Annotated in this window: 11 protein-coding genes; 3 read left to right on the plus strand and 8 right to left on the minus strand. The window is 49.9% G+C overall.

Going from position 1 to position 15995, the window contains the following annotated elements:
- Positions 1-84: 84 nt before the first annotated feature.
- From Q1A74_RS14795 to Q1A74_RS14830, 8 genes are all read right to left on the minus strand, one after another.
- Positions 85-1749 (minus strand): flotillin domain-containing protein, encoded by a 1665-nt coding sequence (locus tag Q1A74_RS14795; RefSeq protein WP_299597850.1) that lies wholly within the window; start codon positions 1747-1749, stop codon positions 85-87.
- Between the two features lie 129 nt (positions 1750-1878).
- The gene (locus tag Q1A74_RS14800; protein ID WP_299597853.1) at positions 1879-2520 is read right to left on the minus strand and encodes a YqiJ family protein; all 642 of its coding nucleotides are present in this window, start codon (positions 2518-2520) and stop codon (positions 1879-1881) included.
- Positions 2521-2540: 20 nt separating this feature from the next.
- Positions 2541-2996, minus strand: a complete 456-nt coding sequence (locus Q1A74_RS14805; protein WP_299597856.1) for a hypothetical protein — start codon at positions 2994-2996, stop codon at positions 2541-2543.
- A 285-nt stretch (positions 2997-3281) separates the two neighbouring features.
- Positions 3282-4022 (minus strand): CpsB/CapC family capsule biosynthesis tyrosine phosphatase, encoded by a 741-nt coding sequence (locus Q1A74_RS14810; protein WP_299597858.1) that lies wholly within the window; start codon positions 4020-4022, stop codon positions 3282-3284.
- Between the two features lie 105 nt (positions 4023-4127).
- Entirely contained in the window at positions 4128-6302 is a 2175-nt protein-coding gene (locus tag Q1A74_RS14815) for a polysaccharide biosynthesis tyrosine autokinase (RefSeq protein WP_299597862.1), read from the minus strand.
- A gap of 7 nt (positions 6303-6309) precedes the next feature.
- The gene (locus tag Q1A74_RS14820; protein WP_299597865.1) at positions 6310-6852 is read right to left on the minus strand and encodes a polysaccharide biosynthesis/export family protein; all 543 of its coding nucleotides are present in this window, start codon (positions 6850-6852) and stop codon (positions 6310-6312) included.
- A 28-nt stretch (positions 6853-6880) separates the two neighbouring features.
- The gene (locus Q1A74_RS14825) at positions 6881-8092 is read right to left on the minus strand and encodes an outer membrane beta-barrel protein (protein ID WP_299597868.1); all 1212 of its coding nucleotides are present in this window, start codon (positions 8090-8092) and stop codon (positions 6881-6883) included.
- A 47-nt stretch (positions 8093-8139) separates the two neighbouring features.
- Positions 8140-9552, minus strand: coding sequence for an undecaprenyl-phosphate glucose phosphotransferase (locus Q1A74_RS14830; RefSeq protein ID WP_299597870.1), 1413 nt, complete (start codon positions 9550-9552; stop codon positions 8140-8142).
- A gap of 576 nt (positions 9553-10128) precedes the next feature.
- Here Q1A74_RS14830 and Q1A74_RS14835 point away from each other — a divergent pair.
- The 3 genes from Q1A74_RS14835 (at position 10129) to Q1A74_RS14845 (ending at position 15883) form a co-directional block, all read left to right on the plus strand.
- A complete protein-coding gene (locus Q1A74_RS14835; protein ID WP_299597872.1) occupies positions 10129-10791 on the plus strand; it encodes a hypothetical protein in 663 nt (220 codons plus the stop codon).
- 128 nt (positions 10792-10919) lie between these two features.
- Positions 10920-13631, plus strand: coding sequence for an AMP-binding protein (locus Q1A74_RS14840; protein ID WP_299597874.1), 2712 nt, complete (start codon positions 10920-10922; stop codon positions 13629-13631).
- 278 nt (positions 13632-13909) lie between these two features.
- On the plus strand, positions 13910-15883 hold the full coding sequence (locus Q1A74_RS14845; RefSeq protein WP_299597876.1) for an acyltransferase family protein: 1974 nt from the start codon (positions 13910-13912) through the stop codon (positions 15881-15883).
- The last annotated feature ends 112 nt before the right edge of the window (positions 15884-15995 follow it).

The raw sequence follows: 15995 nt of genomic DNA on the forward strand, positions 1-15995 counted from the left end.
AACTCAGGTATCCGGCCCATTGCGGATCGGATACCTGTTTCGGTGTCTTCAGAGTGGTTTTCTAGCAGAACGTCTCAGTGAGGTTTAGAGCTCCGGCTCAACTACCTTACTCAGATCACCCACACCGGCCTCTTTCAGCAGGGAGTCCACCAGTGGCGCCATGGCGCGGTGCTTGAGTGCGCTACCGACAAGTGCTTCTGGCAGGCTCTGGCTCTGTGTTTCGCCATCGCTGTCCACGATACCACCGCTGGTGCGGCCGCCGACGCCGTTCAGACCTTCCACGGAGATAATCTTCATACCGTCGATCTTCTCCAGCGGGCGTACGCTCTCGCGCACAATACCCGGCAGGCTCTCGTGCAGGCTGAGCACGCGCTTCAGTGCAATCTGCGCATCGCTGAGGCTGTTCATCGCTTCGTTCATCAGGCGCTGGCCTTCGGCGTCCACCGCGTATTTCTCGCGGTCGGCTTCCACCTTGATACGCACTGCTTCGGCTTCTGCAGACGCCTGCAGGCGCAGCGCTTCGGCCTTGTCTTCCGCGGCTGCCTTTTCCGCTTCAGCGGCAACCTTGATGGAAGTGGCCTGACGTTCCGCTTCTTTCTGCGCCTCAATGATTTCAATGCGCTTGTCACGTTCCGCGACCTCTACATCCTTGGCGGTACGCACCTGCTCTTCGGCCTTCACCGCTTCGGCGCGGGCCACGTTTGCCTGCTGATCCGCCAGCGACTGCTCTTTAGATTTTTCCGCGACCGCAATGGCCCGCTCCTGCTCGGCAATTTCTACGGATTTCGTCTTGGAGATACGCTGCTCGTCCAGCACGCGTTCACGTTCGATTTCCTGCTCCTGCAGGCGTTTTTCTTTTTCAATTTCCAGCAGGCGGGTGGCCTGTTCGGCGGCGATCCGCGACTGATCGACTTCGCGCTCGGCTTCAATGGTCGCCTGGCGAGCGGCACGCTCCTGTGCAGCGGTTTCTTTCGCCATATCCGCTTTCTGAGCGGCTTCGCGATTTTCAAGCTCACGCTGCTGCTCGAGGTGGGCATAACGTTTTTCTTTCTCGATTTCGAGACGCTGACGTTCGGCTTCGAGGTTTTTGGTCTCGATTTGCACACGAGTATCCTGCTCCACGTCGTTCACTTCTTTACGACGGGCCTCGATAGAGCGGGTCATGCTGGCAAGACCTTCCGCATCGAATACATTGTCTTGGTTGAAGAATTCTTTGCCGGTCTGATCCAGCCCGGTGAGAGACACTGACTCCAGTTCGAGACCATTTTTCAACAGGTCCTCAGAAACCACCTGTTGTACTTTCTGTACGAACTGACTGCGTTGCTCGTGCAGTTCGGCCATTTCCATTTCTGCAGCCACCGAGCGCAGAGCATCGACAAACTTGCCTTCGATCATTTCTTTCAGCGCTTCCGGATCCAGAGTGCGCACACCCAGTGTCTGCGCTGCATTGGCGATCGCATCGGTATCCGGCTTCACGCGCAGGTAAAACTCGGCAAGTACATCCACACGCATGCGATCTTTGGTGATCAGTGCCTGATGTTCCTTGCGAGATACCGCCAGGCGAAGGGTATTCATGTTGACCGGAATGATTTCATGCAACACCGGCAGCACCAACGCGCCACCGTTCATAATGACTTTCTGGCCGCCCATACCGGTGCGCACAAAGGAGCGTTCTTTCGATGCACGGGTATACAGCCGCGCAAAAATGGTGCCGATAATAATCAGGCCAACCAGTACTGCCCCGGCCATAATCGCAATGCTATGCAAATTTTGAATCACGGTTTATTTCTCCCAAATATTTTTAATGTTTTTTGCGGTTTGGTTGTTCGAACTTGTTAGCATGATTGCCATTGAGCCCCCCACACAATCCACAGGTAGTTAGCCGGCCGGGCGAATAGCCCGGAAGCTGGCTCCCTGCTCTTCCACCAGCACCACTTGCTGTCCCTGAGAAAATAGCTCGCCCTCATCGTAAGGCTCCACCATGACATAGTGCGTAGTGCCGAATTCATCTTTAAAGCGCGCTTCCGCCGGCGAGCCGACCGCCGCTTCGCCAATGGTGATTACTGCCTGTCGGCCCGCAAACGAGTTGCGTTCCACTGCCTGTGTTTCATCCCCCAGGGCAAAGTAGCGCAGCATCCGGCCAAACAGGCGCACCTGCGGCAATGCAAGAAACAGCACCGGTATTACCAGTATCCAGGTCGGAATAAGTGCACCGAGCAGCCCCTCGGCCACCATTTGGATCAGCAGCCCGGTAATTCCGAAGCTGACCAGAAACGCCACCAACAGGATCAACGCCGGCACTTCGCCAAAGCGCAGCCAACCAAGCAGTTTCGTCAAACCAGCGCTGGGGCCGCTATCGGGCATCCCTCCATTGAGGTCGATGTCTGGCAAAAGGTTGTCGAGTAGATCGGAAAGGCCGACACCGATCAGCATCATCACCCCTTCGAGTAGGGCAATCATCAACATCAATACCAGAGCGCCGGTAAATAGCTGGTTACCATCTTGTAGAAAGAATTCCATCAAACCTCCTGAAGCCAATATCAGTACTGCAGTAAATTTTTAACGCGCTGCTTAATCGTTTCCGCTACATCCTGGTCAACAAGTCGCGGCTCATCCTGTACCGATAACAACAGCATTTTTTCCAAAAAAGATTCGATGGCCGGCAGCGCTCTGCGCTCCAGGGCAGGAGCCAATCTTTTCTCTTCAGTGCATACCTGGATAGCTGCAGCGCTTTCCGATACTAGCTCCAGCAATGACTCCACGAGTAAGCTTCGGTGGTTTTCTTCCAAATAGCGGCTTTTAATTGGCAACATGGATTCACCGGCGGCCAAATAGGATTGGGCGTAGCGACTCACACCCACAGACTCCCTTGCCATGGCAATCAACTCACGCACTTTTTCGCTCTGCGTAAACGCACCATTTCGATCGATTGACATCAGGTAGGCATAATCATCTGGAGACAGACGCACGGATATAGACTGTGTTTTATTTAGCATGGTGCTCCCAAGCAAAAACCGTGTATACAAAAGTACACACATGCTCTCACAGCGTCAATTACACCGCATTACATCAAATGGAGATGATGACCAAACAGCAAAATGGTTGAATATTAGCCACAACCCAGCCCGCCTGTTTAGTTTTCGTCCATAAAAAAACCACCCGGGGGTGGTTATCATGTGTTTCGTCGCTCTTCATGGACTAAGCCACTGGTATTAATAATGTCCGTGCGCGTCCTCTGTGGTCTAATTCTTGTTCAGCCGAACATTGTTTGCTCTTACGCCTCACCTGGATGAGGTCACAAAGCGGTCACCCACGATCTTTGCAGGGTTATCACGCACCATCTCCCAAGCCCGCTTTTCACCTACTATTTTCTCCGCCGCACGACGGCCCTCAGCAAGATTTGGTGGCCGCCGCTGAATATGATGGGTATCCGTAGCCAGTACAGTGGCCAACCCCTTCTTCAGGATCTCGGTGGCGCGGACACGTGCCGGCTCGCCGAACTGGCCAACCAACGCACCTGCCGTTACCTGAAATAAACACCCGGCCTGTACCAAAGGGTCGATTTGATGCAAATCCCGCATAATGTCTTTGTTGCGTTCTGGGTGCGCAATCAACGGCCGGATATTCTGACGAGCGAGCCAACCGAGCAGCTTTGGCAAGCCTGCCGGGATGTGACTATGGGGCATTTCCAGCAATACCAGGAGATCTCCCTCCCAGTAACCCAGTGCCGGAAGTGTATTGGTCGAGGCGAGGTAAATTAGCTCATCTGACACACGCACCTCTGCGGCAAGCGCAAATTTGATACTGAGGTCTTTGTAGGAGGGTAAATTACCAAGGAACTCGCGAAAAGCGTGTTCTATGGAGCGAGAGGTGTTTGAGTAGCGCCCCGGGTGGATATGTGGGGTTGCCACCATATGAGTGATACCGTTAGCAGCCGCCGCCCGGATAAGCGCCACGCTTTGCTCTAATGTCCGGGGACCATCGTCAATCCCGGGCAGAATATGGCAGTGCAGATCAATCATTGGCGTATATTATCGCATTTATTGCGCATTTGTCCGCCGTCGAGTATGCGCTCTGAACCCGTTTACCTTCACTTAGTGAAGGAATGTCCTTGAACGACTTGGGTCCTATCCAGAATATTCCGGGTAATAACCGTAGTATTGATCGGAATAAGCGCTCCGTTTCTGCATCGAGACGCAGTTCAGGATGACGCCATCAGGTCTCACACCGATGCTTGCCAGACGAGAAATTCCCGCACGGATAACGCCTACTCTTGTATCTTCTGCACGCACCACATAAAGCAGCGAACCGACCAACTTGGAAATGACCAGCACATCGCTAACCGCCTGCACCGGCGGAGTATCAATAATAATGCGGTCGTACTTTGTCCTGAGCTCTTTCAGCATATTCTGAAACTGTACCGACCCCAGTAACCTCTGAGGATCCTCTGGACGGATTCCGGACGGCATCAAATCAATGCCACTTTTTTTATCCCCTACAATACACTCATTGATGGCAAACCTGCCGGATAGGAGGTCGGCCAGACCAGGCCGATTCGGCGCTATACCAAATTTTCTCGCGATAGAGGGGCACCGCATATCGGCATCAATTAACAATACTTTTTCCAGCTGCCCGAGGGAGAAGGATAGATTGATGGATATTGACGTCTTTCCTTCTTCTGGAGCCGACGAGGTCACACAGATTACATCGGCTTTATTGTCTAACCTTGAAAGTACAACGCCGGTTCGCAACGATCTGATAGCCTCAGAGAACTGCCTGTCCTCTCCATCAAAGTAGTTATACAGCGGCAGATCGCCAGAGGACTCTAGGGGTACCATACCCATCATTGGCTGGCCAAGCTTCCTGCTAATGTCCTGAGGGTCCCGGATTCCATTTTTCAGAAAGTCCAGAAGAACCACTAGAGCCACGCCCAAGCCCGCGCTTGCGACAAATGCAAACAAAACCAGAAGTCTCTTTTTGGACGCCAGTGGCCGTCTGGGTGTGACCGCCGGATCTGCTAGGCGGGCCGCCGCGGATTCATATCCCGATACTTCACGGGTTTCCTTAAATCTCGTCAGGAATGTATTGTAAAGCTGACTGTTTATCTGGACTTCCCGCTTTAGCTCGTCATAACGAACCTCTTTTTGTGCTACCGCTTGCAAATCAGATTTTGCCGTCGCCAGCTCTCGCTCAAGAGTCCGCACCTTTTCCCTTGCCTGCTCGAAGTCCACCTCAATACTTGCCACGAGGTTCGCTATCTCACTCCGGAGTTGGGCGCGTGCGCTGTCAAGCTCGTCTTGCGCTGCCTGCATGGTCGGATGCTTCGGGCCATAACGGCGAGCCAACTCGGTGACGCCGAGCTGGGCAGACGTTTCTGCCTGCCTCGCAGCCTGAATCAAGGGGTGATTCAGAACCTCAGGCTGGCTTAGCAATGACTCTGCTTCGCTATTTTTCCGCCGGACCTGATTGTAAATCGCCTCGACGACTTTAAGCTCCCGCCTCGCCTCCAGCAGCTGATTCATGGTTTCATTTAGCTCTTGAGAAGCAAGCCCCCGCACTCCTTGCAGGTCTACCAAATCCTCCCGCTGCTGAAACTCGTTTAGCGCGTGCTCGGAGTCTTCCAGTTTGACGCGAAGACCTTCCAGCCTCTCACTCAGCCAGCTGGTGGCCTTTTCAGTGACATCGGTACGAACACTTTGCTGCTCTTCGATATAAGCTTGCGCTACCGCATTCGGTATAGCCGCTGCCAACTGCGCTGAGTAGCTTTCATAAGACAACTTGATCAGCTGCGTAGTTCTGACCGGTTGTACATTTATTCTGTCCACAATCTGATTTACGATCTGTTCGCGCTTGCGGCGGGATAACGCGGCGGGATCCAGTGAAGGAGCTTCATCCTCCATACCAAGCCAATGCTTTACCTTTGAAGAAAGTGAGGGCTTGGGTGGTCGATTGAACTCTTCATGGTTTTCTAGATTAACCGCATCAACGACGCGCTCGGCAATTGCACGCGACCGCAACATTTCAACTTGCGTCATCAGAAACTCACGACGTTGTGCACCGGCCTCATACACATCTCGGATAGAAACCAGATTGGCCTGGTTAGTAGACAACAGTAGTGTCGCAGTTGCCTGGTATCTATCGCGAATACTTTGAACGGAAAAATATGCAGCTGTGGTGACAATCAGAGCAAACGCAGCGATATACCATTTCTTTTCATAAACGGCAAAAAAAAGGGCAATTAGATCTATATTACCCAGAGGCGAAGAGTTCGGCTCCTCGTCGATATGATTGTGATTCTCCATACTCGTGTCAGAAAAACCCCTGCTCTATGGTTACTACGTCGCCTGGCCGTAGCTTGGTAGACATGTCTACGCGCGTTCGCTCTTCTTCAGATCCACCCTCTCTAATGAGATATATCCTGCTTTCCGACCCCCGCTCCGTGATACCCTGCGCAAGTGCTGTTGCCTTCCCGACCGTTAAGCCCGGCTGATAGCTATACCCGCCCGGCGCCTGTACCTCGCCGTAGATAAATACCGGACGATATTGGGTAATTGTTACAGTCACACTTGGATTAATCAGATAGTCACCCTTAAGGCCTTTTACAATGATCGCCTCAAGCTGCTCCGGCGTAAGGTCAACGACCCTAATCTCGCCGAGAAATGGATAAGTAATATTTCCGGAATCGCCGAGCATAGCCTCATGATTCAGGTCATTTTCGCCATACACCCGTATTGAAATCCTGTCACCGGCATTTAGACGATATTCCGAAAAACTCTCTGCCACCAGCTTGAGCGGAACCATGGTTAAGCCAATCAGCGCGATAAGTAGTGACGAAGCCTTAAGGGCATACATGTAAAAAATCCTTTTTGAATACGACCTTTTAAAGCGGCGCCTCTATACCCAGAAGAAACCGATTATTGTCCAAGTCCGTGCCATTGACGGTGGTGCTATTTTCAAGGCTGGAAACACCAAATCGAACAATTATCCACTCGACAGGTAGGTATCGAATTAAAAAACTTGAGCGCATTACTCTGTCCAATCTATCTGCGCCGATGAACTCCCCTTCCGTCTGACTATACGACAGTGTACTACTCAAATTCTGACCCCACTGGTGCGACCAGGAAAAGACTTTACTGTCGACGTCCACATAACTCGCAACACCCAGGGATTCCTGTACATTTTCACCCAATGAAAAGGAGAGCGTACTGTATGTTTTTGGGCTCCAGGTAATGGTCGCGTCCCAGCGTGGCCCTTCGAAATCCGCTCTGACCCCGCGAGTAAATTCCTTTTTAAGCTCCCCCCCCCGTAGCTGGATATTTGTTTTCGGCAATCTAATCTCTGCCGTCGCCATCGCCAGCATTTCATTACTGTCCCGATCCGGTATTTCGGCGAATTCTGCATACTCCAGATCCGTATCCACCAACTGAATACCCACCAGAAGTAGACTATTCAATTCATACGTTGTGCTAACGCCAGAATATACGGCCGTAGAATCGCGGATCGAATCGTCAAACTCGCTTTTTCTTATTCCGTGTCGAATCAACCCCTGGAGCCTGCCTCCCTGGCGCCCCAGGGCAATGCCGATTTCACCACTCGGCCGACGCGTCCTCTCAGCCTCAATCAAGATCGGGGCTAGACCACCATCCAGATTGCCGTTAACGGACTGGGCAACGTCCGCGTAACTTGCCGACGTGCGCACCTCTACCATTGCAGCCGCGCGCCATTGCCAACCAAGATCCGCTGCGTAGTCAGTAACATTTTCCCTCGTTCCATTCAGGTAGTGCCCACGCGTAACGGTAAAGCTACTGCTAAGGTTTGTAACCTGCCCCTCTCTCGACAATTCGATTGACGGAGACACGCGGGTAACCCAGTCACCCTGACGGTTCTGTGTGGTCAGGAAAACATTATCGTCATATTGCACCTCCAGACCGGCAGAACCGACCAACTCGAACTCTGCCGGCAGGTCTATGGTAACGGCGTGTGCGGTTGAGGCTATTCCCGCCAAACTACAAAATAAGGCGCTCTGTCGCCAGGTGCGATTAACGGGTCCTCGCGGGAAGAGCGCCGTGGCGCAGTCGAATCTTGGCTTCATATCAATTTCCGCTCTCATTCACCGGACTATAAACCGGGATTGACGGCTTAATAAGCGTTCTTGTGGTAAAAACCACGGTAGATGGTCAGAAATATGATTCGAAGATCAAGCAGTATCGACCAGCGGCGAATATACTCGAGATCGTATTCGACACGACGACTCATCTTGTAAAGGGTGTCCGTCTCGCCCCGAAAGCCTTTTATTTGTGCCAGGCCGGTAATACCTGGCTTTACTTTATGCCGGAGCATATAGCCATTGACCTGACTTCGATATTCTTCGTTATGCGCAACGGCATGTGGCCTAGGGCCTACGATAGACATGGTCCCCTGAAGCACATTGAAGAACTGAGGTAGCTCATCAAGAGAAGTTCGGCGCAAAATTCTTCCTAAAGGAGTAATGCGCTGGTCGCCCTCTTTCGCCTGCTCTACTTTTTCGCCATCATCCATGACGGTCATACTACGGAATTTCCATACGTAAATAGTGCGGCCATCCAGCCCGTAGCGTCGCTGCTTGAAGATAACCGGTCCCGGCGACGAAAATTTTACAGCTGCGGCAACCACCAGGAAAACCGGTGAAATTAGCGTGAGGATAACTGAAGCCAGGGCCAGATCCTCAAGTCGCTTCAACCACCCGTCAAAGCCCTGAATCGGTGTATCAAAGACGCTTAACAGGCTGCTACTTCCCACCTGATGCCACCGCGCGTGAAGCATCTTCGCCACAAAGAAATTGGGAAGAATATGGACCGTGGCAGTAGTGTCCGAGAATTTGTCCAGCGCCTCGCTAATGAACTGCTCCGCGCGCATCGGTAAAGCAATAAATACGACATCGAGCTCGCCTGCACGGCCCTTTTTGATGGCCTCATCAACAGTACCGAGTATTGGAAACCTGCTCTCATCACCAATGCAGGCGGTGTGCTCTTGAAATTCAGGCACCTCATAGAATCCACTGATATGAATTCCCAGCTGAGGGTTTTCTGCGAGGTCTTTAGCGAGCTTGTAACCGGATTCCGTGCAGCCGATGATGACCGCCCTGCGTGAATTCCCCCCGTTTAGGCGAATGCAAAACAGCAGCTGACGCAAGCAAAAGCGCCAGAAAGCGAGAGCAAATAAAGTAAATACCAACCATGCCGCCACCGCCGGCCGCATATAGTCAGCGCCAAAGGCGTTAAAAGAATAAGCGAGAAGGATAAGGAAGGCACACACCGCAACCCAAGCCGTTGTCACGGTACCAAAAATCCTTTTGTACGTTTCGCCGCGCCAAGACCGGTAAAGTTCAACTGACTCAGCAATGAACGCAAAACTGACGGCGGCCAAAAGGCCTGCAATCAACCAATCTTTGCCAGGCGTGACTTCAAAGTAAGCGAGACTAGCGTAAAGTACGCCCTGGATAAGCAGCACATCAAATAATCGATAAAGCGCAGTTATCCCGCCCTGCCTACTGCGGATCCATCCTTGTTCCACAAGCACCCCTCCTTTAGGTAAGGCTACATAGCCTCAAACTATTCCCTGTTATTGTTTCGCTTCGGCTATTGGGCCGGTGGCACTGGCGCGAAGCCAAATACATTACTGTACTACTTGCGTATGACATCCCTGCAACCACGACGCCTAATTATGCCAATGCATAAATCGGGCCGAATTCCATTAAACCTGAGAGATTTTGTCAGTGGCCACTTTCTAGTGGCGGTGCATGCCAGCGAACAATGATTATCCGCCTAAATTGTGATGGGACTCAACTAATTTTGGCGCAAAACCAAACCAGGGCACTAGAAGAGTGAAAATTGGCGCGCAAAATCACGTGCCGAGCCGTATTGTGCGACACACCTAAAAGAATATCGCGCCACGTCACCAATAAAAAAGAAAGTCCCGCCAAGATAGGCGTGCATTTCGCACAAATTTATAATCGAGCGCAGATCCGAGAGACATTTTTGTGCGCAAGTTCGCAGCAATTTCCGGTTGACATTATTTTGATCGCTGCCATATTAGCGTCCATTAGCTGCGATTATTGTGGTTGAAAAACAGATTGGGGGGAGACAAGGAATGTCTAGAGTCAGTAGAGTTGACCATATTGCCTATGCAGTGGCGGAAGGGATGATCGAAAAGTGGGCGTGGTACCACATAGAAGTTGAAGGTGGAAAGCTCACCAAGCGGGTGGATGATGTCCGTCCCGACGATCCGGATAGCAGCATGAAACTCTGGTGTATCGACTTCGAATCTTTCGGTGTGGTGCTCGTAGAAGGGATAGATCGCAAGAAGAAAAGCCAGGTCACCGCCTTTGCCGATTGCCATGGTGACCACAGCGTACAGCACATAGCCTTCGACACTGAAAATCTCGAGCAGTTTGTCTCCAGGGCCATATCTAAAGGCGTCAACCTTCGCGGACAACAGCTCGTCAGCAATGATGGGTTCGGCGAACTCAAACAACTGTTCGGCAAGGGATATGCGAAGCAGAACGCCGCGGAAATGTCCTTCCCTGAGTACGTCGAGCGCCCCAAACACGGCGCCCAGATGAGCACAAGCGTGCCTCAGAATACCGGTAAGAACTTTTATCAACGTATTGAGCATGCCCGCAACACCGGCGATACGTCGACGCTGATCAATTTCTCGCTTATGCCTTCCGACTGGGCTCCAGATTCCTCCGGTAAGAGAGCCTCACCCAGTGCCACACAGCCCGCCGAACAGCAAGAGCCTGCGGGGGCCTAATGCGTGACGCTCTCCTGCAGTACGGATAATGAGCATTTCCTGGCGTCACCAAGCCTCAGGCGACGCAAGGGAAAGCTGAGTTCAAGCTGCAAGCGATAGCCAGGCTTCAGCATCACCCAAGAAAACCAATGGACGAGTACAGCTTGGAAGGTACATCCATATTGAACACGCGCCGCGGAGACAACCTTGATGTACCGCTTGTCACCGCTACCGTATCTCCATACGACGTCGGTGTTCCGGTAATCCGCCAGATAGAACGCAATGGCCAACGCCACGCTGACAAGGTCGCCGTTACATATAAAGATGAGGAGTTGACCTATAGCCGCTTGATGTCGTCCGCACGGCAATTGGCTGCAGGCTTACAAGCAAGAAGGGTTAGCTCAAACTCACGTGTAGCGGTATTAATGGATCCTTGCCCTGAGTTGGTAACCACTCTGCTTGCGACACACCTGCTAGGCGCGACTTATGTGCCGATAGATCCTAAGTTTCCTCCCGCGAGGATTGGGATGATTCTGGAAGACGTTGCACCAGCCATTATTGTATATGACGCCATAAGCCCAACTGAAAAATACAATAAAATACTGAACGATTCTTCTGCAAAGCTTCAAAGCTATCAGTCTATTTCCGACCTTGGCGGTCGGCAGATCCAATCGTTCCAAGCGTACCCGGTAACGCTGCTAAATGAATCGCATATTTTTTTCACATCCGGAACTACCGGACGCCCGAAAGGCGCGGTTTCTTCACAATTGAATCTCGCGCACGGTATGTCGTCTTCGGCTTTCTGTTTCGAGCTCACGAGCGCTCACAGCATCCTATCCGTAGCTGGCTCCTCCTTTAGTATCAGTACATTTGAGCTTCTTTCACTACTTGCTCTCGGCGGCTCCATCACTATCGCCGAACGATCGGATATCCTCGAAGTGGAGCGGCTTTTTTCTATAGCATCACGGGTATCTGTCTGGCACTTCGTTCCCACTCTTCTCGGCAGGCTTATCGAATTCGTAGAGTCAGAGCCGCATAGAATCGCGTCACTTAAGCACCTCGAGCGAATTCTCACCGGCGGTGACAACGTACCCCCCAGTCTTCTTTGCAAGATCCGGAGAATATTGCCACGAGTTCAGCTGTATGTGAATTATGGCGCAAGCGAAACCAATTGCATGGTCACTTATTGGCCGGTCACCGCGACGGAGCTTACTAAGACAAAAATTGGTAAGCCTCAGAAAAATGTAAAGCTCGCAGTTCTCGATAAGGACCACACGGTAGTTACAGATGGCGAGATTGGAGAATTATTTGTCTCTAGCCCAGGTGTTATACCCGGATACATGCATCGTACGGACCTGAATCACGAAAAATTCGTTGAACTGAATAGCCTACGTTATTTCGCAACCGGCGACATGGTGCGAAAGGATAGCGATGGCCTCTACGAAATGCTCGGCCGAGAAGACTTTCAGATTCAGCTCAATGGGAACAGGATTGAGCTATTGGAGGTAGAGAGCATACTAAAGCGAGCTCCCGGGATGAAAGACTGCGTGATCGCAGCAAAATATCTCAACGATGATGACTCTTCAGCAACGCTCATCGCATACGTAGTGCCGGAAGCGACAGGCATGGTATCCGTTAGAGATGTAAAATCCTTCGCTAAAGATTTCATTCCTTCGTATATGATTCCGTCACTGTATCTACAGGTCGCATCGATCCCCACCAACAACAATGGCAAAGTCGATCGTATAAATTTGCCGGCACCACAAAATTGCCGGGCATTACAGTCAGACCGGGAAGAACCGCTTGCAACTCCAATGGAACACAGCATCACCGCTGTGTGGCGTGAACTTCTTGGCGACCGATCCATTCACGCTAACAGTGATTTTTTTGAGCTTGGTGGAGACTCAATATCTGCGGTACGCCTAGTTGCCAAGCTATCTACTGAGCTGTGCGCCAGTCTTTCAATTGGTGATTTAATACACAACCCAACGGTGCGGCAACAGTCAGCTCTGATCTCCAGTCGTTTAACAGCCGAAGTAAGATCAGAAGATGGCGGTGCCAACAACGACTCGGGATACCTTTTACTTAAGCCGGGGCGTAAAAATACTCCGCCCCTGCTATTGATTAACGGAGTTGTTGAGTATCTAGAGCTCGCGAAGACCCTGGCCACAGAACGCTCAGTATATGCCGTATACCTTCCTGAAGAATTGGATCTCATCACACGCGGGGCCGATTCGAGGGCAGCCACAACAACAGACTCCATAGGAGGGATTACACAACTATATCTGTCTGTGATCCTCACGCTACAGCCAAATGGGCCATATTATCTCGCCGGCAAATCCTTTGGTGGGATCATTGCTATTGAAGTCGGGCGAGAGCTCGAAAAGCTGGGCCACGAGGTAGCATTCACGGGGTTGCTTGATACTGTAACCCCAGACGCCTTCACTGCACACCGAAGGCTTTCATTCCGCGCACAACAACATATTAAACACATATTTACCCACGGTCCTGGGTATCTCATGTCGCGGGTAAAACAAAGGTATTCGCAATTTACCAGGAAGAGTCGAGCACAGCATGCGGACTGTGCCAGAAAAACAGATGATGCGAACAACATACGAATACGACATCAAGTCCGTAAGAATGCAATTTTTACCACTCGCTTATCTCGCATCTATCGGCCGATCGTCTTAATCAAAGCACGTGACCGAAGGCGCCTGTATGGAGAACAGCCCTCCAAAGACCTTGGATGGGGAAAGTATTGTGAAAATCTTACGACCTACGAGGTGCCAGGTGATCACCATTCCATTTTGAAGGCTGAGTACGTCGGGCAAGTCGCCAATAAAATTGAGTGTTTTATATAGATGCCATATCGATTCAACAGCACTGCTTGCCTATAATAATCGTTAGCAATATTATCCGCCACATCTGAAATCGCGAATTTATTTTCTTCATTAGAATTTTTATTTTCTTCGAGAAAGCTAATTTACCATCGAAGTTCTGATTGCAAAATAAATGAATATATACCTCTAATAATTGACGACATAATTTAACCAGTAAAAATCTTTTTACTAAAAGAGAGAATTTTTATGGCTTGTCTTTTCCTGCTTATTTTTTTTGCTACTGAATAGAGAGGCGTCGCATGAGGAAGATTGGATATCTAAGGGAAGTACAAGGTCTAAGGATATATGCGGCACTTCTAGTCGCCGTTTACCACATCTGGTTTCAGCGTGTATCCGGCGGCGTTGATGCATTTTTCGTGATCGCGGGCTTTTTTATCTACTCCTCACTTTTCAAAAATGGTGCTCCAGACTGGCCTAACCTATTAGCTTATTACAAGAAGACTTTGGCTCGTGTTGTACCAAGTACAAGTATTGTAATTCTATGCACCTGTGCAAGCTTCTTTTTGATTGGCATGGAGAGCAAATGGAACTCTCAAATTAAAGATGCCATAGCATCCATTTTCTTTTTAGAAAACTGGTGGCTATTTTTATCCGGAACCAATTATTTGGCGAGAGGTGAAATAGCCAGCCCTTTCCAGCACATGTGGGCTTTGTCTGTACAGATGCAGGTTTACGTTGCTCTCCCAATAATCTTCATTGCTTTAAGCTTTATTTTTCGGGGATCTAAATATTTTTATCGAGACATTAGGCTCGCATTAGCATGCTTTTTATTTTTGGGGTTCGCCTATGCCATTTTAGTAACTGAAATGAATCAGGCGTCTGCATACTTTAATACTTGGGCACGATTTTGGGAATTTTTGTCTGGCGCGTTATTTGCATCGGTCGTTCATAAACTGAATTTGTCGAGAGTTTGGTCTTGGTTTATTGGTTATGGATGTTTGTTGATATTAACATTTTACGCAGCACTCATATCCGTGGGAAGCCACTTCCCAGGTGTTGCTGCCGTTGTTCCTGTAGTCGCTACCGTTGGCATTATTTTGGCGGCAAACAATGGAGCAAATTTGCGCCTCTTAAATAACAGATTGACTCAGCGACTCGGTGACATTTCCTTCACCTTTTATCTGTGGCACTGGCCTATACTCATTGGTTACTTGCAGACCACAGGAGTTGAGGCTGTTAGTTTTTTTGCAGGCGTCCTAATAATCACTGCATCTCTGATTCTCGCATGCATTACCTACTTTTTCTTTGAAGTTCCATTCCGTAAATCTTCGATAATTAATAGAAGCTTCGCACACACAACAGCTGCGAGTGTGTTAGTAATGCTCCCAGCTATCGGAACCGTAGGCTTTTGGGGAGTGAACTATATTTCGGCTAAAGAACGTGCAAATCACGACGTTGAAATACTATTAAGTGGCGGGAATCCGGTCGGAGTGGTGCCAGCACCTGTTATAGCCAAGTGGGATAAATCGGAAAGCCTAGACAAATCCTGCAGTCAGCGATGGGATAAAGCTGAATTGATCGAGTGCACATTCGGAAATATGGAAGGGGAAAAGGTGGTTATGTTGGTAGGCGGCTCACATTCGGCCCATTGGCTACCCGCCCTTCAGACAATTGCTTCGACGGACAGATCTCTAAAAATTTTGAATATCACCAAAGCAGGATGCCCTCTTACATTGTCTAGCTTGGATCTCAATCTTGGCGCAGAGAAGGCTTGCCTGAGCTGGTCAAAAGACGTAATCAAAAGAATTAATGAAATCAAACCACGAGCTGTTTTTACGCTACTCACCTCTACTCGGACGAGCTCTGAGCAAGCTGGCGATTTTATACCCCAAGGATTTCTCGAAGCTTGGCGGCTCATACCTGATATTCCTATAATTTCAATTAGAGATACTCCCAGAGCAGATTTTGATGTCGCACTTTGCGTTGACCGTTTTGGCCCAGATTCAGAAAATTGCTCTATCGATAGAAAAAAGAATCTGAATCCTTATTTGAGCGATATTTTATCGAACGGGGAAATTGATAGTTTGAATTTGCCAAGCAATGTTTTTCCTATAGATGTTTCGGACCTGCTATGTGGCGAAAGTATATGCTCAGCAGTGACCGGGAACGTTTTAAAATTTAGAGACCAGGACCATTTTACAGCAACTTATGCTCGAGTTTTGGCTCCCGAAATTCATTCCAGAGTTAAGGAATATGGGATTTTCATAGATTGAGAGCACAGCTTTTTTCGAATCATCTTGAGATTTGCGTGAAATTTTCAAGCTAGAGCTTAGGTTTTAACGGATTAAACTCTATCTATTTTAATCAAATTTGGATATCTAACTT

This window comes from uncultured Microbulbifer sp. (assembly GCF_947504145.1).
Lineage (GTDB): Bacteria > Pseudomonadota > Gammaproteobacteria > Pseudomonadales > Cellvibrionaceae > Microbulbifer.